The sequence below is a fragment of the Pseudomonas sp. LBUM1659 genome, from assembly GCF_059716045.1.
Genome location: NZ_CP166797.1, coordinates 3,633,626 through 3,651,830, shown reverse-complemented (window position 1 = coordinate 3,651,830; position 18,205 = coordinate 3,633,626). Strand labels below are relative to the sequence as shown.

Annotated in this window: 15 protein-coding genes and 3 pseudogenes; 14 read left to right on the top strand and 4 right to left on the bottom strand. The window is 60.2% G+C overall.

What is annotated here, in order from left to right:
• Positions 1 to 40: 40 nt before the first annotated feature.
• Positions 41 to 1,666 carry an NADP-dependent glyceraldehyde-3-phosphate dehydrogenase gene (locus tag ACA048_RS16455; protein ID WP_497625373.1) on the bottom strand — a complete coding sequence of 542 codons (1,626 nt, stop codon included), beginning with the start codon at positions 1,664 to 1,666 and terminating at the stop codon, positions 41 to 43.
• Positions 1,667 to 1,932: 266 nt separating this feature from the next.
• Here ACA048_RS16455 and ACA048_RS16450 point away from each other — a divergent pair, with 266 nt between their 5' ends.
• The 3 genes and pseudogenes from ACA048_RS16450 to ACA048_RS16440 all read left to right on the top strand — a co-directional run.
• A complete protein-coding gene (locus ACA048_RS16450) occupies positions 1,933 to 2,325 on the top strand; it encodes a c-type cytochrome (protein ID WP_497625372.1) in 393 nt (130 codons plus the stop codon).
• Positions 2,326 to 2,344: 19 nt separating this feature from the next.
• Positions 2,345 to 3,149 (top strand): annotated as a pseudogene (locus ACA048_RS16445) (FAD-binding protein); the annotation flags it as partial.
• Between the two features lie 98 nt (positions 3,150 to 3,247).
• Positions 3,248 to 4,443 (top strand): annotated as a pseudogene (locus tag ACA048_RS16440) (DSD1 family PLP-dependent enzyme); the annotation flags it as partial.
• Here the strand turns inward: ACA048_RS16440 and ACA048_RS16435 are convergent.
• The gene (locus tag ACA048_RS16435; RefSeq protein WP_497625371.1) at positions 4,347 to 5,237 is read right to left on the bottom strand and encodes a SphA family protein; all 891 of its coding nucleotides are present in this window, start codon (positions 5,235 to 5,237) and stop codon (positions 4,347 to 4,349) included. The pseudogene ACA048_RS16440 and the gene ACA048_RS16435 sit on opposite strands and share 97 nt — an antisense overlap.
• A gap of 142 nt (positions 5,238 to 5,379) precedes the next feature.
• Here ACA048_RS16435 and ACA048_RS16430 point away from each other — a divergent pair.
• The 11 genes and pseudogenes from ACA048_RS16430 to ACA048_RS16380 all read left to right on the top strand — a co-directional run.
• Positions 5,380 to 5,877: pseudogene (locus ACA048_RS16430) on the top strand (helix-turn-helix transcriptional regulator); the annotation flags it as partial.
• A 41-nt stretch (positions 5,878 to 5,918) separates the two neighbouring features.
• Positions 5,919 to 6,806, top strand: coding sequence for a Dyp-type peroxidase (locus tag ACA048_RS16425; RefSeq protein ID WP_497625370.1), 888 nt, complete (start codon positions 5,919 to 5,921; stop codon positions 6,804 to 6,806).
• A 16-nt stretch (positions 6,807 to 6,822) separates the two neighbouring features.
• Positions 6,823 to 7,791, top strand: coding sequence for a Gfo/Idh/MocA family protein (locus ACA048_RS16420; protein ID WP_497625368.1), 969 nt, complete (start codon positions 6,823 to 6,825; stop codon positions 7,789 to 7,791).
• Between the two features lie 130 nt (positions 7,792 to 7,921).
• On the top strand, positions 7,922 to 8,689 hold the full coding sequence (locus ACA048_RS16415; RefSeq protein ID WP_497625366.1) for a GntR family transcriptional regulator: 768 nt from the start codon (positions 7,922 to 7,924) through the stop codon (positions 8,687 to 8,689).
• Positions 8,686 to 10,431, top strand: coding sequence for a fumarate reductase/succinate dehydrogenase flavoprotein subunit (locus ACA048_RS16410; protein ID WP_497625365.1), 1,746 nt, complete (start codon positions 8,686 to 8,688; stop codon positions 10,429 to 10,431). Before ACA048_RS16415 ends, ACA048_RS16410 begins: the two co-directional genes overlap by 4 nt.
• A gap of 24 nt (positions 10,432 to 10,455) precedes the next feature.
• The gene (locus tag ACA048_RS16405; RefSeq protein WP_007946457.1) at positions 10,456 to 10,701 is read left to right on the top strand and encodes a 4Fe-4S dicluster domain-containing protein; all 246 of its coding nucleotides are present in this window, start codon (positions 10,456 to 10,458) and stop codon (positions 10,699 to 10,701) included.
• A gap of 249 nt (positions 10,702 to 10,950) precedes the next feature.
• The gene (locus tag ACA048_RS16400) at positions 10,951 to 12,369 is read left to right on the top strand and encodes an ABC transporter substrate-binding protein (RefSeq protein ID WP_497625364.1); all 1,419 of its coding nucleotides are present in this window, start codon (positions 10,951 to 10,953) and stop codon (positions 12,367 to 12,369) included.
• Between the two features lie 165 nt (positions 12,370 to 12,534).
• Positions 12,535 to 13,317 (top strand): ABC transporter permease, encoded by a 783-nt coding sequence (locus tag ACA048_RS16395; RefSeq protein ID WP_497625363.1) that lies wholly within the window; start codon positions 12,535 to 12,537, stop codon positions 13,315 to 13,317.
• Complete coding sequence (locus ACA048_RS16390; protein WP_497625362.1) at positions 13,317 to 14,165, top strand: ABC transporter ATP-binding protein; 849 nt, start codon at positions 13,317 to 13,319, stop codon at positions 14,163 to 14,165. Before ACA048_RS16395 ends, ACA048_RS16390 begins: the two co-directional genes overlap by 1 nt.
• Positions 14,162 to 15,124 (top strand): HEAT repeat domain-containing protein, encoded by a 963-nt coding sequence (locus ACA048_RS16385; protein WP_497625361.1) that lies wholly within the window; start codon positions 14,162 to 14,164, stop codon positions 15,122 to 15,124. Before ACA048_RS16390 ends, ACA048_RS16385 begins: the two co-directional genes overlap by 4 nt.
• Positions 15,121 to 15,414, top strand: coding sequence for a DUF971 domain-containing protein (locus ACA048_RS16380; protein ID WP_497625360.1), 294 nt, complete (start codon positions 15,121 to 15,123; stop codon positions 15,412 to 15,414). Before ACA048_RS16385 ends, ACA048_RS16380 begins: the two co-directional genes overlap by 4 nt.
• 121 nt (positions 15,415 to 15,535) lie before the next feature.
• Here ACA048_RS16380 and ACA048_RS16375 read toward each other — a convergent pair whose 3' ends face one another.
• Both ACA048_RS16375 and ACA048_RS16370 read right to left on the bottom strand, forming a co-directional pair.
• Positions 15,536 to 16,273 carry a TorF family putative porin gene (locus ACA048_RS16375; protein ID WP_497625359.1) on the bottom strand — a complete coding sequence of 246 codons (738 nt, stop codon included), beginning with the start codon at positions 16,271 to 16,273 and terminating at the stop codon, positions 15,536 to 15,538.
• Between the two features lie 107 nt (positions 16,274 to 16,380).
• Positions 16,381 to 18,123, bottom strand: a complete 1,743-nt coding sequence (locus ACA048_RS16370; RefSeq protein ID WP_497625358.1) for an amidohydrolase — start codon at positions 18,121 to 18,123, stop codon at positions 16,381 to 16,383.
• Positions 18,124 to 18,205 lie beyond the last annotated feature (82 nt).

Genomic DNA, 18,205 nt, shown 5'->3' with positions numbered 1-18,205 from the left:
GGTGGCAATCGTTGGCTGAAGGTGCTCAGTCGCTGTGTCCTCAGAAAATATAATCAGTGGTCAGGAAGCTTGAGCTGCGTCCGCTGATGATCTCGCTGATGAGGTCTTTGTTGGTTTCCTGGAACTTGGTGGCAACCAACGTCCGGATAGAAAACACCCGCAACGCATCATGCACCGACAACGTGCCCTCGGCCGAGTTCTTGCGGCCGTTGAACGGGAAGGTGTCCGGGCCACGCTGGCATTGGGCGTTGAGGTTGATGCGCCCGACCTGGTTAGCGAACGTGTCCACCAGCCGGCCGACCGCGACCGGGTTGGTGCCGAAAATACTCAGCTGCTGGCCGAAGTCCGATTCCAGGACGTAATCGATCACCGTGTCCAGATGGCGGTACGGCACAATCGGGATGACCGGACCGAACTGTTCTTCCTGATAGATGCGCATTTGCGGGGTCACGGGGTACAGCACCGCCGGGTAGAAGAACGAGGCGCGGGCCTGACCGCCGTTGGGATTGACCACCTTGGCGCCTTTGCTTTCGGCGTCCGCCACCAGCGAATGCAGGTAATCGACCTTGCCCGACTCCGGCAGCGGCGTCAGTGCCACGCCGCTTTCCCACGGCATGCCGGGTTTGAGGCTGGCGAGTCTGGCGTTGAATTTCTCGATAAACGCCTCGACCACGTCTTCGTGGACAAAGAGAATTTTCAGTGCGGTGCAGCGCTGGCCGTTGAACGACAACGAGCCGGTCACCGCTTCGCTCACCGCGTTGTCCAGATCGACCTCAGGCAAGACGATGCCGGGGTTTTTCGCATCAAGGCCCAACGCCGCACGCAAACGGTGAGGTTTGGGGTGAAGTTTTTTCAGGTCGCTGGCGGCTTTGTTGGTGCCGATAAACGCGAAGATGTCGATCTTGCCACTGGCCATCAGTGCGCTGACGGTCTCGCGGCCGCTGCCGTAGATCACGTTGATCACCCCGGCCGGGAAGCTGTCGCGGAACGCTTCCAGCAGCGGACGAATCAATAGCACGCCGAGTTTGGCCGGTTTGAACACCACGGTGTTGCCCATGATCAGCGCCGGAATCAGCGTGGTGAAGGTTTCGTTCAGTGGGTAGTTGTAAGGGCCCATGCACAGGGATACGCCGAGCGGGACGCGGCGAATCTGGCCGAGGGTGTCCTGTTCCAGCTCGAAGCGGCTGGAACGGCGGTCGAGTTCCTTCAACGCATTGATGGTGTCGACGATGTAATCGCAGGTACGGTCGAACTCTTTTTCCGAGTCCTTGAGGTTCTTGCCGATCTCCCACATCAACAGCTTGACCACCGCCTCACGCTGCTCGCGCATGCGACCCAAAAAGGCTTCAACATGCTGGATGCGTTCGGCGACCCGCATGGTAGGCCACAAGCCCTGGCCACGGTCATACGCTCGGACAGCGGCGTCCAGGGCGGTCAGTGCGGTGTCGGCATCCAGTAAGGGGGTGCTGCCGAGGATCACTTGCTCGTCGCCATTAGCGCCGGTCAGATAAACCGGGCTTCGGACCTGGGCGAGAGGCCCGGACCAGGTTTTCAGTTCGCCATCGACCAGGTACTCACGCTGCTCGGTCTGGCCGTCGAGGCGGTACTTTTCCGGGATGTCAGCGTGGCTCGGGAACAGGTTGTCGAGAATATTGGTTGTGGTCATGTAGCTACCCCCTCTGGATTAGGTGATGCCTTGGTGAAACGTTTTAGCAGACCTCGGCCTCGCTTGTCATGACTCATCTTGGTGACTTGCGGCACAGCGTGATGGCGCGTGAGTTTCCCGGCACGTGGGTCATGGCCTCAGAAGCCTCCTTTGTTGGCCGCCAATGCCCTCAACCTGCCCACGTCGGGTGCCTTAGTGTTGAACTCTCCTTGATCACAACAAAAACAGTGCATCCGGCTGACCGGGCACCCAATGAGAGAAACGTCATGCGGGCACGCCGATTCACAGAAAAGCCTAGCCTTTGTTTTGCCCTGATGGGGTGCGTCTTCGCGGTGTTGCTCGCGGGGTGTGGCAAAGAAGAGCCGAAAAGCCCGGCCACGTACAGCGAAGCGGCCACCGCCCGGCCCGCCGACACCGAGCTGGCGCAGGTCTATGACAACAGTTGCAAGCTCTGCCACGCCAACCCGGCGGCCGGGGCGCCGCTGACCGGCGACAAGAAAGCCTGGGAACCTCGGGTCATGCAGGGCGCCGACACGCTGCTCGATCACGCGATCAACGGCTACAACGGCATGCCCCCGATGGGGACGTGCATGCAGTGTTCGCAAGAACAGTTCCTGGCGCTGATTGCTTTCATGTCCAGCCAGCAAATCCAACAATAAGAACGGCAGGGTGCGATTCATGATGATGGACTTAACACGGCGTCAGTTGTTGCAACGGGCGAGTGTCATTGGTGCCTTTACCGCGCTCGGCTCAACGCCTGCGCTGGCCGAACTGTTACGCGTGCCACGGCTGATTCCGGCGTAACTGGTCGGGTGGCCAGAGTTGCCTGCCGGCGGCGCGGCTGGCACCCAAAAATCTGGATGAGTTGACCCAGGTGGTGAGTCAAGCCCCCGGCAAAATTCGCCCGGTGGGCTCGGCGCATTCCTTCAGCGCGCTGGTGCCCACCGATGGCACACTGCTGTCGCTGAGTTATTTCACCGGGTTGCTCGATCACGACACGAAAACACTGCAAGCGGAGTTCGCCGCCGGCACGCCGATGTCGCGCATGGGCACACCGCTCAAAGACATCGGCCAGGCCCTGCAAAACATGGCCCACATCGATTACCAGACCCTCGCAGGCGCGATTTCCACCTCGACCCACGGCACCGGTAAAAATTTTCAGTCCTATTCCGCCCCCGTCTGCGGCCTGCAATTGGTCACCGCCACTGGCGAGGTGCTGGACTGCGACAGCACGCGACATCCTGAGGTGTTCAGCGCGGCGCGGGTGTCGCTCGGTGCACTCGGTGTAGCCACGAAAATTCGTCTGCAAAACCGCCCGGCGTATCGCTTGAGAGAACGGCAGTGGGTCGCCAAGACCGAAGAATTACTGGAAGACCTCGACAAGAACACCCGGGAAAACCAGCACTGGGAAATGCAAGTGGTTTCCCATTCCGACGACGCCTTGTCGATTGCCCTCAACGAAACCACCGACCTGGCCACACCTGTCGTCCGTTCTGGGGGGAGCTAATGGCCGTCAATCGCCGCCACTTTCTGATCGGAACCGCAGGCGTCGGCGCATTGTTGGTGGGTGTCGGGGCGTGGTTGCGGCCAAGTGATCGAGGCGCGCCGTACAGCGATTATTTTCGTGCGCTGAACCGTGAACTCAAGGAGCACGGGCCGATGCGTCAGGTGATGCTGATCGATCTTGATCGGCTGGATGACAACATCGATGTGGTGATGCAGTCGGTCAAACGCGGCAGCAAGCATCTGCGGCTGGTGGAGAAGTCGTTGCCGGCGCCGGGGTTGCTGGCGTACATCGCCAAGCGCGCCGACACGCAGCGGTTGATGTCGTTTCATCAGCCGTTTCTCAATCATGACGCGGTACAGTTTCCCGAGTCCGACATTTTGTTGGGCAAACCACTGCCAGTGCGTTCGGCGGAACTGTTTTATCAGACGCACAAGGGGCCTTTCGACCCGTCGAAGCAATTGCAGTGGTTGCTCGATACGCCTGAGCGACTTCAACAATACCTGGCGCTCGCGCAGGGATTGGGTACGCGGTTACGGGAGAACATTGAATTGGACGTGGGCCTGCATCGTGGCGGTGTCAGTGATCTGGCTGTGCTCGGGCGGATGCTGACGCTGATCAGCCTGCACCCGCAGCACCTGGAGTTCGCCGGGTTCATGGGGTACGACCCTTTTGTCGGTATGGGTGTGCCGGGGATTCTCGGTTCGCCCGAGGAGTTGTTCACAAATGTGATGGTGATTTACAACCGCAGCGTCGACTTCACCCGTCAGCACTACCCCGGTTTGGGCATGAAGGGCTGACCCTCAACACAGCCGGCAGCCCGAGTTATCGCATGCATGAGCATGAACAGCTCAGCAGCGAAGTATCAGTGGGCCCGGCGATGCTCAAACCAACGCATTACGATTTGCCGTCGTTGGTGGAACATGTGCCTGCCGCATACATCACCACGCCGGTGTTGAAAAGCACCGGGGCGGTGAACATCCAGGCGCTGGATGACAAGTCCCGGCTGTTTTCCTGGTGGGACACCAATCAGCGCGAGACATTTTTCATCTATGGCGGTAACTGGATGGCGGAATTCGAATCGCCGCCGGGGTTGCAGAGTAACGGGGTGTACGGGCGCAGCTCGAATCAGGAAATAGTCAATGGTTCGGCGGCGGTGGGGCTTGTGGTTGAGGATCAGGTGTTTTTAAGGCCGACCCAGACGGAGTCGGTGTTGTTGCAATTTGGGGATTTGTTGGCGGTGCGGGATGGGCGGATTGTTGATACCTGCCCGCGCACCCCATCGTTAACGTCCTGACCATTGAACTGCACGGTGTGGTCGAACTGTTTGTCGTCGGTGGTTTGCTTGAGGTAATAGCCGTTCAACCCAAGCATCAAGTTTTCGGTGATTTTGTAACTGGCCGAATAGTCGAAGTGGAAAATCTGCCCTGACTCGTAATCGGTGTCTTTGTTTTTTCCGTTGAAGCTGTAGGTCGTCTTCATCGACATCTCGGTGTTTTCCGACGGCAGCCAAGTGAAGGAGAACAGCGGTTTGTAGGTGTAGAAGTTGTTGCTGGTGTTGGCCAGGCGATCGACGCTGTATTCGCCGGTCGGCACGGTGATTTCCAGCGCGGCGCCCAGGGTCAGGTTTGGGCCCATGTCCCAGAGAATGATGGGCGCGACAGTGGTGTCGCCCATGCCTTCGCGAGTGTCGTGCAAGCCGAACACCGCGACTTCCTGCTTGAGCCAGGGCTGCGCGATGTAGCCCGCCACCCGGCCACCAAATACCCGCAACGGGCTGAGGTAATCCAGACGCGGAATCACCGCCGTGGATTCGATGTCGACATCCGGCACCTTGCCGCCGAGCGAGCTGATGTTCAGCTTCGTCGATGTGTAGTGGTTGTAGTAGAGGTTGAACGCCAGCATGTTGGCCGGAAGACTGTCGGGTGACAGCGGCAACATGAAAAAACCGTCGGTGCCGGGGCCGATGTTGTCCACGCCAGCCTCGGTGGCCAGCGCCGGTTGAATGGCGCAGACGCCGGCCAGGCTGATGACCCGTAGGGGAAATCTCGTGCAGGTCGGGATCATGGGTGTACTCGTTATTATTGTTAGCGGGCTTTCCTGCGTCCGTACGAGGGCCGCAACATAGAAATAAGCTGTCTGCGCCGTACAAGTCAGGGTATTGGCGGCCATTTAGGGGGACTTCTGCGGACAGCCGTTAAACCCTGTACTAACCGAGTATTCGCGCCTGCTGGGGCCGGACGTGCGTTTTGGCTGCCTGCAAAACCGCATGGTGATCGCGGCGCATTGGCTGGACGTTCACCTGCTCAATCACCATTCCCTGGCCCTGCGTCAGGCCGTGAAACTGCTGGAGCTGGAAGCCACGCAGGTGCATCAGAAAATGGGCTTGATCCAGGCGGTGGAGAGGGCGAGTGCCCGGGACCTGACCGAAGGCAGCCACATCGAGAAAATCGCCGGCGACCTCAACATGAGCAGCCGCACCTTGCGTCGCCGCCTCACCGAGCACGCGCTGACATTCGAAACGCTGCTGGAACAAGTACGCCAGGCCCGCACGATGAGCCTGCTGGCCAACCCGGACATGTCCATCGAACGCATCACCGAAGACGTTGGCTACAGCGACGTGCGCAGTTTCCGCCGCGCCTTCAAGCGCTGGACCGGCATGAGCCCGAGCGCGTTCCGCAACGAAAGCCCCAGCCTGACCGAATAGCCGTTGTGGGTTAAACTCCGCCTCTTTTTCAAGGAGTTCATATGAGTTATTACCAGCCGGGCATTCTCGCCACCCCCGTTCCGCCTCAAGCCCGCCATATGTTCTTCGCCCTCGAATCCGCCGAAGCATTGCCGGTTGCGCTCAACAACTTGATGCAACTGGTGGACGGGAAGTCGGCTGTCGTCGGTTTCGGGGCGTCGCTAGTCAAGGCGTTGCACGCGCAGATCGATGGCCTGCGAACCTTTCCGGCGTTGACCGGCGTTGGTGTTGATAACCCGTCGACGCAACACGCACTGTGGTGCTGGTTGCACGGCGTCGACCGGGGTGAATTGCTCAATCGCAGCCAGGCCTTCGAAGCCGCTCTGGCACCGGCCCTGCGCCTGGTGCAGATGAACGAAACCTTCCGCCACATGACCGGCCACGACCTGACCGGTTACGAAGACGGCACCGAAAACCCGCACGACGAAGACGCTGTCGCCGCTGCACTGTTGAGCGAAGGTACGGACGGTCTGGTCGGTGGCAGCTTTGCCGCGATCCAGCAGTGGCAACATGACCTCAAAGGCTTCCACGCGATGCCGTCCCATGAGAAGGACAACATCATGGGCCGTCGTTTGAGCGACAACGAAGAACTCGACGATGCGCCGGTCTCGGCTCACGTCAAACGCACCGCCCAGGAAAGCTTCGCGCCAGAGGCATTCATCGTCCGTCGTTCGATGCCATGGATCGAAGGTGATCGCGCGGGCCTGATGTTCCTTGCGTTCGGCTTTTCCCTCGACGCCTTTGAAGCGCAACTGCGGCGCATGAGCGGTCTGGAAGACGGCATCACAGACGGCTTGTACCGCATCAGCCGACCGATCACCGGTGGCTACTACTGGTGCCCACCGCTCAAGGACGGTCAGCTGGACCTGCGCGCCTTGCGCATTGGCTAACGAACAGGAGGTGAACATGGACGTGGTGCGTTGGGGCATGATCGGTTGTGGCAGTGTCGCCGAGCGCAAGAGCGGGCCTGCCTTTTACAAGGCCCCCGGCTCGGCGTTGGTGGCGGTGATGGGGCGGCGTATGGACGCGGTGACGAATTACGCCACACGCCATGGCATCGCCCGGGTGTACACCGACGCGCAAGCGCTGATCAATGATCCCGAGGTGGACGCGGTGTACATCGCCACGCCGCCCGACAGTCATCACGCGTACAGCCTGTTGGTGGCCGCCGCCGGCAAACATTGCTGTGTGGAAAAACCGATGTCGCTGAATGCCGGGCAAAGCCGCGAGATGCAAAAGGTCTTTGCCGGCGCCGGATTGCACCTGTTCGTTTCCTACTACCGGCGCTCGCTGCCGCGCTTCCAGCAAGTGCGTCAGTGGCTGGAAGCGGGGCGGATCGGCGAGGTCCGGCACCTGACCTGGACGCTGACCAAAGCCCCGTCGCCAGTCGATCTGAGCGGTGCATACAACTGGCGCACGGACCCGGGCATTGCCGGTGGCGGTTACTTCGCTGACCTCGCCAGCCACGGGTTTGACCTGTTCCAGTACCTGCTCGGCGACATCACCGACGTCGCCGGTTTCACCGCGCGACAGGCCGGGCTGTATACCGCCGAAGATGCTGTCAGCGCCAGTTGGCGGTTTGCTTCGGGCGCAACGGGTATGGGCTGCTGGAACTTCGTGGCGGATCGTCGCGAGGACCGGGTCGAGGTGATCGGCAGCCAGGGCCGGATCAGTTTTTCGGTGTTCGATGAGCACCCGGTGCAGCTTCACACGAAAGAACATATCAGCCTGCACATCGATCATCACGAACACATCCAGTGGCATCACGTGCTGGGCATGAACGCGCATATTCGTGGGCAAACGCAGCATCCGGCGGTGGCGGCGCAAGCGTTGAAAACCGACTGGGTGATGGACCAGATCCTCAAGCGAGGCTGAACTTGTGGGAGCTGGCTCGCTCCCACAGGGAATAGCGTTGCGAATCTAACCTTATGCTCAAACAGTATTTCTCAACCTGCGCACACTCTCTCTAAGATCACGTCATAACTCGTTATAACAAGTGATCGCCATGACTGATAACGTTCTATCCCTCAGCCCTCTTTCCAACAGCAGTATCCCTCTGCACACCCAACTGCGCGACGTACTGCGCGCCCGCATCCTCGACGGGGAATACCCGCAAGACAGCCAGATGCCTTCCGAAAGCGAACTCGGCGCGTTGTTCAAAGTCAGCCGGATCACCGTGCGCCAGGCTCTGGGCGATCTGCAAAAAGAAGGGCTGATCTTCAAGATTCACGGCAAAGGCACCTTCGTCGCCAAACCGAAAACCTTCCAGAACGTCAGCACCCTGCAAGGCCTGGCCGAGTCCATGACCGGTCGTGGCTACGAGGTGATCAACCGCCTGCGCAGCTTCAAATTCGTCGCCGCCGACAAACTCGTCGCCGAGCGCTTGCAGGTCGCTGAAGGTGAAACCGTGGCACAGATCAAACGGGTGCGGCTGATCAACCGCGAGCCGATCTCGCTGGAAATCACCTACCTGCCCAAAGCCCTCGGCGAACGGCTGGAGAAGGCTGATCTGGTCACCCGCGACATTTTCCTGATCCTCGAAAATGACTGCGGTCTGGCCCTCGGCCATGCCGATCTGGCCATCGACGCGGTGCTGGCCGACAGCGACCTGACCCACGCGCTGAACGTCGAACCGGGCTCGCCGATCATGCGCATTGAGCGGCTGACCCACGATGCCAGCGGCCAACCCGTGGACTTCGAACACCTTTACTACCGGGGTGATGCCTTTCAGTACCGCTTGCGGATCGACCGGCAAAAAGGGGGGCAGGCATGACGCACAGCTCAATAACCAGAAGCATTTTGGAGCAGGAATACGACATCGTCGTGATCGGTGGTGGCACCGCCGGTCCCATGGCGGCGATCAAGGCCAAGGAGCGCAACCGCGATCTGCGTGTGTTGTTGATCGACAAGGCCAACGTCAAGCGCAGCGGCGCGATCAGTATGGGCATGGACGGGCTGAACAACGCGATCATTCCCGGCCACTCGACGCCGGAGCAGTACACCAGGGAAATCACCATCGCCAATGACGGCATCGTCAATCAGGCGGCGGTGTACGCCTACGCGACGCACAGCTTTGAAACCATCGAGCAACTGGACCGCTGGGGTGTGAAATTCGAGAAGGACGAGACCGGCGACTACGCGGTGAAAAAGGTCCATCACATGGGCGCTTATGTACTGCCGATGCCGGAGGGCCACGACATCAAAAAAGTCCTGTATCGCCAGTTGAAGCGGGCGCGAGTCAGTATCACCAATCGCCTGGTCTGCACCCGATTGCTGACCGATGAAGAGGGCGCGGTCAACGGTGTGATGGGCTTCGATTGCCGCACCGCCGACTTCCATGTGATCAAGGCCAAAGCGGTGATTCTGTGCTGCGGGGCCGCCGGGCGTTTGGGGTTGCCATCCTCGGGCTACCTGATGGGCACCTACGAAAACCCGACCAATGCTGGCGACGGTTATGCCATGGCGTATCACGCTGGTGCCGAACTGGCGAACCTGGAATGCTTCCAGATCAACCCGCTGATCAAGGACTACAACGGCCCGGCCTGCGCCTACGTCACCGGCCCCTTGGGTGGTTACACCGCCAACAACAAGGGCGAACGCTTCATCGAGTGTGACTACTGGAGCGGCCAGATGATGTGGGAGTTCCACCAGGAACTCGAAAGCGGCAACGGCCCGGTGTTCCTCAAACTCGATCACCTGGCCGAGGAAACCATCCAGAACATCGAAGAGATCCTGCACAGCAACGAACGCCCGAGTCGCGGCCAGTTTCACGCCAATCGCGGGACTGACTACCGCACGCAGATGGTCGAGATGCACATCTCCGAAATCGGTTTTTGCAGCGGGCATTCGGCGTCGGGTGTGTGGGTAAACGAGCGAGCGGAAACTTCGGTCAAGGGCTTGTATTCGGCCGGTGACATGGCGGCGGTGCCGCACAACTACATGCTCGGCGCGTTTACCTATGGCTGGTTTGCCGGCAACAACGCAGCGGACTTTGTCGCCGGGCGCGAGTTTACAACGCTGGATGTGGATCAAATCGAAAGCGAAAAAGCCCGGGTTTACGCACCGCTGGACCGCGAACACGGCCTGCCACCCGCGCAAGTCGAGTACAAGCTGCGGCGTTTTGTGAACGACTACCTGCAACCGCCGAAAGTAACGAAGAAGATGCAGATCGGCCTGCAACGCTTCAGCGATATCCAGCGCGACCTCGATCAGATCAAGGCCCACAACGCCCACGAACTGATGCGCGCCATGGAAGTCAGCATGATCCGCGACTGTGCCGAAATGGCCGCCCGCGCCTCATTGTTCCGCGCCGAAAGCCGTTGGGGGCTTTACCACTATCGGGTCGATCACCCGCAACGCAACGACAGCGACTGGTTCTGCCATTGCCACCTGAAGAAGGGGGACGACGGCCAGATGACCAGTTTCAAGAAAGCCGTCGAGCCTTACATCATCCCGCTCGATGCCGAAGAAATGCAGGCCTACGACCGGCTGCGGGTCGCTGCCTTTACCGCCTGAGCCTCACTAATAGAGAACCCCCAAATGGCCTATCAACCCCAGGAAATCTTCTTCCGCTCCAACGCGCCAGTCACGGTCGACGAGGATCTTTGCATCGCCCACAAAGGCTGCACCGTATGCGTCGACGTCTGCCCGATGGACCTGCTGGCGATCAACCCGGCCACCCAAAAAGCCTACATGGCGTTCGACGAATGCTGGTACTGCATGCCCTGTGAAAAGGACTGCCCGACTGGGGCGGTGAAGGTCGAAATCCCGTATCTGTTGCGCTGAAACACAGTGCCAAGGTGGGAGCGGGCTTGCTCGCGAAGAGGCCGGCACAGCTTGCAAATCCATTGACAGAAAGGACGCCTTCGCGAGCAAGCCCGCTCCCACAAGGGATCGCAGGCAGCCGCAAATCCGAACACAGCTTGAAGCCATCCGGCAACACCGGACGCCTGATTCAAACCACCCCTCGTTTCCCACCACACCCTGATCGTGGCGGAGACGAACATCCAACAAATGATTCGAGGGGATACACTCATGTCTTTGCCAACATTGCTGCGTGCAGCATTAGCCGGTCTGGTACTGGCCTCATTCACCCTGTCGGCCTCCGCCGAAACCATCCGCATTGCCATCGGCACCCAGGACACCACCATCAATTGCGCCGCTGGCGGTCTATTGATTCGTGAACGTGGTCTGCTCGACAAATACCTGCCCCACGACGGTCCCTACAAAGACGCCAAATACGAGGTCGAGTGGAAAAACTTCACCAGTGGCGCACCGCTGACCAACGAAATGGTCGCCGGCAAACTCGACTTCGGCGCCATGGCCGATTTCCCCGGTTCGTTCAACGGCGTGGCGTTCGAAACCGCCGGTAAACACAGCCTGTTCATCAGCGTGCTCTCGGGCAGCATCAAGGGCAGCGGCAACGGCATCGTGGTGCCGAGTGCTTCGGGTGTGCAGTCGTTGGCAGAGTTGAAGGGCAAGACCATTTCCGTGCCGTTCGCCTCGACGGCCCATGGGATGTTGCTGCGTGCCGTGGCGGCCCAGGGTTGGGACCCGCTCAAAGATGTGAATATCATCGCCCAACCGCCAGAAGTCGCAGGCTCTGCGTTACAGGCCGGGAAGATCGACGCCCACGCTGATTTCGTGCCGTTCGCCGAACTGTTCCCGAGCCGTGGGTTTGCTCGCAAAATTTACGACGGTGCCCAGGCCGGTGCACCGACGTTCCACGGCGCGTTGGTGGATCAGGCGTACGCGAAGAAGTACCCGGAAATCGTCGTCGCTTATCTGCGGGCGAGCATAGAGGCCAATCAGTTGCTGGCGGCGGAACCTGAGAAATACAGTGAACTGATCGCCAAAGTCACTGGTGTCGACGCCGAGGTCAATTACCTGTTTCACGGTCCCCTGGGCGTGCAAACCCGTGACCTGAGCTGGAAGCCGGAATACCGTCAGGCGGTGGGCACCGCGATCGATACGCTCAAATTGTTGAAGAAGGCTGATCGTGGTCTCGATCTCAATACCTTTATCGACGATCAATACATTCGTGCCGCGTTCAAGGCTTCGAATCTGGATTACACCGCGCAACTGGCCAATTACGGGCAAACGCCGTTGAAAGCTGTGGATGCATCGAGTGGCCAGGCGATCACCGACCTCAGCCATGTCGCGGAAATCTGGGTGCGCGGCGAACCGAAAGTTCGGCAGTACGCCTCGGCGCAAACGGCGTTCACCGCGTTGGCCGGTTTGAAGTCGGAAGGCAAAAACATCCGCGCGGTGTATGCGCAGGCCAGCGACAGCGGGATCAAGTTGTTGGCGGATCAGGCGTGGTTTGCCAGCGATGCGAAAGGGCAGCTCAGTGCCTTCCTGCTCAAAGGCCAGGCCCAGCAATTCGCCACGGCCCAGGGCGGAAAGGTCTTCGACTTCACCGAAGCCACCACTCAGGCCGTTGCCGTCCGCTAACCCCCAACACACTGCGGTCAAATGTGGGAGCGGGCTTGCTCCGGGCGGCGTTCCGACGAAAGCGGACTTACATTCAACATCGATGTTGACGGACACACCGCATTCGTCGGAACGCCGCCCGGAGCAAGCCCGCTCCCACAGGAGTCCTGGTTGAGAGGAAGAATTGTGTACCGATCCTATGCACGCTGGATTCCACGAGCCGCCTCACTGCTGCTCTGCCTAATATTCTGGCAACTCGCCGCCAGTGGTCACTGGAACCTCGGCCTGATCACCTTCGCCAACGTCCCGACGCCGGTGGCGGTGATCCAGGCCGCGTTGGGCCTCGGCGATTCCGGCAAGCTCGCCCAGCACCTGAGCAGCAGTCTCAGCCGGGTCTTTGCCGGTTACTTCGCTGCACTGATCATCGGCATTGCCCTCGGCCTGGCCATCGGCCGCTCGAAATGGGCCGAAGACTTGCTGCTGCCGCCATTGGAAGTCCTGCGCCCAATCCCCGCCGTCGCCTGGATTCCGTTGGCCATTCTCATGTTCCCATCTTCAGAGCTGTCGATGGTCTTCATCACCTTCACCGGCGCGCTGTTCCCGATCCTGCTCAACACCGTGCATGGCGTCGAAGGCGTCGACCCACGCCTGATCGCCTCGGCCAAAAGCCTCGGGGCAGGGCGTCGGGCGATTCTACGGGAGGTGATTTTGCCGGGCGCCGCTCCGAGCATCATCACCGGCCTGGCCATCGGTATGGGCACCTCGTGGTTCTGTCTGGTGACGGCGGAAATGATCTCCGGCCAATACGGCATCGGTTATTACACCTGGGAGTCCTACACCATCCAGAACTACGCCGACATCGTCGTTGGCATGTTGTTGATCGGTGTGCTCGGGATGGGCAGCAGCCTGCTGATCAAACGTCTCGGCGGGCTGTTCACGCCGTGGCACCGACCACGAGGAAAAGCCTGATGAGCGTGATGCAAACCCCGGAAGGGCGGATCGATATTCGCCAGTTGTCCATCGTCCTCGGTGATGGGCCGCAGGCCTTCGAAGCCGTGCAAGGTCTGGATTGCCAGATTGAAGCGGGGCAGTTCGTGTGCATTCTCGGGCCGTCCGGTTGCGGAAAGTCGACCTTGCTCGGTGCGCTGGCGGGGCATCTGCAACCTCGCTTCGGAACCCTGAAAGTCGACGGCGCGAATGTCTCAGGCCCTTCGCCGCAGCGCGGCATGGTGTTTCAGCACCACACGCTGTTCCCGTGGCGAACCGTGCGCGACAACGTTGCTTTCGGCCTGAAGATGCGTGGCATGGGGAAACCCGAACGCCACGCTGCCGCCGATGAAATCCTCGCGTTAGTGGGGCTCGATGGTTTTGCCGAGCGCTGGCCCGACCAGCTCTCCGGCGGCATGCAGCAACGGGTGGAAATCGCCCGGGTGCTGATCAATCGCCCGCGCCTGTTGCTGATGGACGAACCCTTCGGCGCACTCGACGCGCTGACCCGATTGAACATGCAGGAGCTGTTGCTGGACATCTGGACGCGGATTCGCACCACTGTGGTGTTCGTCACCCATGACATCGACGAAGCGTTGTTCCTCGCCGACCGCCTGCTGGTCATGAGTTCGCGTCCCGGCCGGATCATCGAAGAGCTGCGCCTCGACTTCCCAAGGCCACGCACCACCGAACTGGTGACGAGCCATGAGTTCTCTCGCTTGAAGCGCCATTGCCTCGAATTACTGCGTCACGAAGACGGTCGGCAGTTACCGCGCCTGAACCCTCTCGGACTGCCCCCTGAAAACAAACTGCCGCGATTTGCCCTATGACCTCTCTATTCGATGTAACCGATAACGACGACATCCTTGCCCTGCAACCGCGCCTGAGCGATGACGATCCAGGCGTACGTCGCATTGCCCTGATCGAATTGGCCGACCTCGAAGAACCGGACGGCTTGTTGTGGCTGGTCAATCGACTGGCGCACGATCCGAGCGAAGAAGTCCGCGCTGAAGCCGCACGCTTGCTTGAAGCCTGGGAAGACGCGCCGGTCGTCGAGGCACTATGCCTGGCGCTGACCGATCCCTCGTTGGCCGTGCAATCGGCCGCGGCGCAAAGCCTCAGTTTGCTCAAAAGCGAAGCCGCGGGCCGGGTGATTCTGCCGTGGACCGGGCATGCCGACGTCAGCGTGCGCATTGCTGCGTTCAGGGCGTTGCGTGAGTTGCGCTTCCCCGATGCTGCCGCTGCCGCTTTAGAAGCGTTGAACGATGCAGACGCCAGCGTTCGCCGCGAAGCCGTTGGCGTACTCGGCTGGCTCAAACAGTTCGATGCGTTGCCGGCGTTGGCGAAATTGGCCAGCGCCGACCCGGACACCGAAGTCCGCCGCGCCGCCACCGGCGCCCTCGGTCTGGCGTCCGACGCGCAAGTATTGCCGGCGCTGCGCCAAGCCTTGCAAGACGAAGCCTGGCAAGTGCGCGAAGAAGCTGCGACCACGTTGGGTAAAATCGGCCACATTGACGCGGGTCCTGCATTGATCGAAGCCTTGAGCGACGATTACTGGCAAGTCCGCCTGCGCGCCACTCGCAGCCTCGGTCGTTTGCGTTACGCCCCGGCCCTTGAAGCCTTGATCGAAACCTTGGGTCACCGCATCAGCAATCTGCGCAAGGAGGCCGCACTGGCCCTCGGCGAATTGAACGACAAGGGTGCTATCGCCCCCTTGCAGGCCGCGCAAGACGACGGCGACCCGGAAGTGCGTAAAGCCGTGCGCATCGCCTTGAGTCAACTGCTATGAACCCGGTGGCAGTGGGTAATTCCCAGGGTAAACACCAGCTGCGATTGAACTGGCCGGACGGGCGTGAGCAGTGGCTGGGTCATGCTGAACTGAGGCGTCAGTGCCCGTGCTCGCAATGCCGGGCGTTTCGGTTGCAAGGGCTGACCGTGAAGGTTGATCCGCGCATCCGCGTGGTCGAGTTGAATGCCCAAGGCTACGGCCTGCAACTGATCTTCAGCGACGGCCACGAACGCGGCATCTACCCCTGGCCCTACCTGGCACAACTCACTTCTGAATCTACACATATCTAATGTGGGAGCGGCGGTGCGACGATTCGACTTGCTCGCGAAAGCGGTGGGTCAGTCAACATTGATGTTGAATATTAAACCGCCTTCGCGAGCAAGCCCGCTCCCACAGGGGGATCTGTGTGGGTCAGTAGGATTTGCTGACACTCGCCACCACGGTGGCGCTGCACAGGTCGTCGTAGCCCCAGTTGCTGGTGCATTGGCTTTTCGACAGGTCAGTGTCGATGTAGGCCAGGCCCAGCAGCACCCCGGCCAGTTCGTGGGTCAGTTTGACTTCCCATTCGCGGTACGAGTCCTCGGCATGGCCCGAACTCGAGAACAGGTGCGGATCCTTGAAGTCCATGTTGCCGTAGCGCAGTTTCAGGCCAGTGTCATAAGGCAATTGGGTTTCGTAACCGACATAGCTGTACAGCGAATTCTGCTTGCTATCGATGCCCGGCGCATCGTCGGAGTAATAGGCGCCGAGTTTCACCCCGTAGACACTGAGAATGCCGTAGACCTCACTCTGGTTGAACTGGCTTTCTTTCGGGTACGTGTATCGCAGATAGCCAATGTCCAGGTTGACGTCCTCGGTGGCTTCCCAAAGCCAACCGGCGTAGTAGTCGATTTCCTGACGGGTTTTCAGGTCGCCGCCGAAGTCGACGTTCGAACTCCAGGCACCCACGTACAAACCCGAGCTGTGAGCCAGGGTCACACCGGCCTGAACGGCGGGGTCATTGAGGGTTTGCGAAATGCCACGGGTGCGGTAATCGCTCGCCAGGGTCAGGTCCATCAGTACGGAGAAGTCGTCATTCAAGACGATGGCCTGGCTGCTCAACGGCAGCAGACTCAAGGAACCGAGGGCGAACAGGGTTAAAGCTTTCATGATTAAAGTCCCGATATTGTGATTGTTTTATGGGGCAGTTCTTGCGCAAGACTGCGCCGGCCCCGGCGTTGAACGCGGGGCGGGCAGCGGGTTACAGCGGATTTTTATTAGAGGGTCGGTGCGTAGACTTCGCGCCCGGCGAACCAGGTTTGCAGCACTTGGGTGTCGCTCAGGGCCTTGTTGTCGACGGTGAAGACGTCACGGTCCAGCACGATGAAGTCCGCTTGCTTGCCAGGGGTCAGCGAACCGATTTGCTTCTCCAGGCCGATGGTGCGCGCGGCGTTCAGGGTGTAGGCGTAGAACATCGTTTCGCGATCCACGGCTTCTTTGATGTTCAGCACGCCCAGCGGACCGACGCGGGTGATGGCCTGGGCCATGGCGTTCCACGGGTTGGGCGAGGACACCGGCCAGTCACTGGCGCCCGAGATGGTCGCGCCCTGTTTGAGCAGTGAATGCGCCGGGTATTGATAGCGGAAGGCGAGGGCACTGACGTAAGGCTTGATCATGTCCGTGGTGTAGTCGTCGGCCGAAGCCCACAGCAGTTGCATCGAGGCGATGACGTTCAGCGGTTTGAACCGCGCAAACTCTTTCGGGTTGACGATTTGCAGGTGGGTGATCGAGTGCGTCACGCCGCTTTGGCGATCCTTGCGCGCCTGGGCGATGCCGTTCAGCGACTCCCGCACCGCGCGGTCGCCGATGGCATGGATGTGCACCAGCCAGCCGCGCTGGTCGATGGCGCTGATCAGTTCGCCGAAATGCTTCGGATCGATCAGCAATTCGCCCTGTTTGTGCGAGTTGTTGTAAGGGTCGATCATTGCCGCGCTCTGGGCCGGGAATTCGATCACGCCGTCGGCGAAGATCTTGACGCCAGGCAGGGTCAGGTTCGGGATGCCCTGAAATTGCTGGCGAACCTTGTCCAGCGTATCGAGATCAGCCGGTACGCTTTTTGAGTTGGCCACCAGCAGGGCGGCCACGTGGACACTCATGCCACCGGTTTCAGCCAGGGCTTTATAGGCCGGCAACACGCCGACGGTTTTCTCCGTGGGCTTGAGCGCGAACAGCGGTTCGCCGGGAGCGGCATTGGCGGCGGGGTCCATCCACGCCGTGATGCCGAAGCTGTTGTTATAGCGCACGGCCGATTGGGCGGCCTTGAGCATATCGGCGGTGCTCGGTACGGGCATTTTCGAGGACACCCGGTCCCAACCGGCATCAACCAGGAAACCATTGGGGGTGCCATCGGCGCGTTTGCCGATGGTGTCGACTTCGGCGGCGGGCAATGACTTGAGCAACGCGGCATCAATCCCGGCGCGCTTGAGCATGAAGTCGTTGGCCCAGGCCGTGTGGTGGTCGCTGCCGGTGAGCACCACGGGCACGTTGGCCCATTCACCGTTGTTGAATTTTTTGCCCAGCTCTTCGGCCTTGGCCCAGTAAACCGAACTCATGCCGGCGATGGTCAGCACATCGCCGTGCTTGGCCTTGCCGTCGTCACGCCATCCGCGCAGGCGTTTTTCCAGTTCGTCGAGGTCAACCACCTCGTCTTCCATGTTGGCCACAACCATTTCCAGACCGCCGAAAATCGCATGGGAATGGGTGTCGATCAGGCCGGGCATCAGGGTTTTTCCGCCCAGATCCACCACTTTTGTTTCCGGCGTGATCAAGGCTTTGATCTGTGCATCGCTGCCGACTTGCAGCACCTTGCCGTCCTGTACCGCCAGCGCCTGCACCTTCGGTTGGGCACGGTCGGCGGTGAAAATCTTGCCATTGATCAGCACCAGATCGGTGGCTGCCATGGCTTCCATCGAGGCAAAACTAACAGCGGCCATCAACAGATTCGGGATGAATCTTTTCATTGAATGTTTCCTTGTTATTGCGTCTGATGGCCAGATTAGTGGCTGCCTGTGCGCAGCAGAACGCCTTCCTCACGAAAAACGT

Bases quoted from the DNA above. Each gene is read 5' to 3' on its own strand.
- ACA048_RS16455 (WP_497625373.1), bottom strand. From the start codon at position 1,666: ATGACCACAACCAATATTCTCGACAACCTGTTCCCGAGCCACGCTGAC.
- ACA048_RS16450 (WP_497625372.1), top strand. From the start codon at position 1,933: ATGCGGGCACGCCGATTCACAGAAAAGCCTAGCCTTTGTTTTGCCCTG.
- ACA048_RS16435 (WP_497625371.1), bottom strand. From the start codon at position 5,237: ATGATCCCGACCTGCACGAGATTTCCCCTACGGGTCATCAGCCTGGCC.
- ACA048_RS16425 (WP_497625370.1), top strand. From the start codon at position 5,919: ATGAGTTATTACCAGCCGGGCATTCTCGCCACCCCCGTTCCGCCTCAA.
- ACA048_RS16420 (WP_497625368.1), top strand. From the start codon at position 6,823: ATGGACGTGGTGCGTTGGGGCATGATCGGTTGTGGCAGTGTCGCCGAG.
- ACA048_RS16415 (WP_497625366.1), top strand. From the start codon at position 7,922: ATGACTGATAACGTTCTATCCCTCAGCCCTCTTTCCAACAGCAGTATC.
- ACA048_RS16410 (WP_497625365.1), top strand. From the start codon at position 8,686: ATGACGCACAGCTCAATAACCAGAAGCATTTTGGAGCAGGAATACGAC.
- ACA048_RS16405 (WP_007946457.1), top strand. From the start codon at position 10,456: ATGGCCTATCAACCCCAGGAAATCTTCTTCCGCTCCAACGCGCCAGTC.
- ACA048_RS16400 (WP_497625364.1), top strand. From the start codon at position 10,951: ATGTCTTTGCCAACATTGCTGCGTGCAGCATTAGCCGGTCTGGTACTG.
- ACA048_RS16390 (WP_497625362.1), top strand. From the start codon at position 13,317: ATGAGCGTGATGCAAACCCCGGAAGGGCGGATCGATATTCGCCAGTTG.
- ACA048_RS16385 (WP_497625361.1), top strand. From the start codon at position 14,162: ATGACCTCTCTATTCGATGTAACCGATAACGACGACATCCTTGCCCTG.
- ACA048_RS16380 (WP_497625360.1), top strand. From the start codon at position 15,121: ATGAACCCGGTGGCAGTGGGTAATTCCCAGGGTAAACACCAGCTGCGA.
- ACA048_RS16375 (WP_497625359.1), bottom strand. From the start codon at position 16,273: ATGAAAGCTTTAACCCTGTTCGCCCTCGGTTCCTTGAGTCTGCTGCCG.
- ACA048_RS16370 (WP_497625358.1), bottom strand. From the start codon at position 18,123: ATGAAAAGATTCATCCCGAATCTGTTGATGGCCGCTGTTAGTTTTGCC.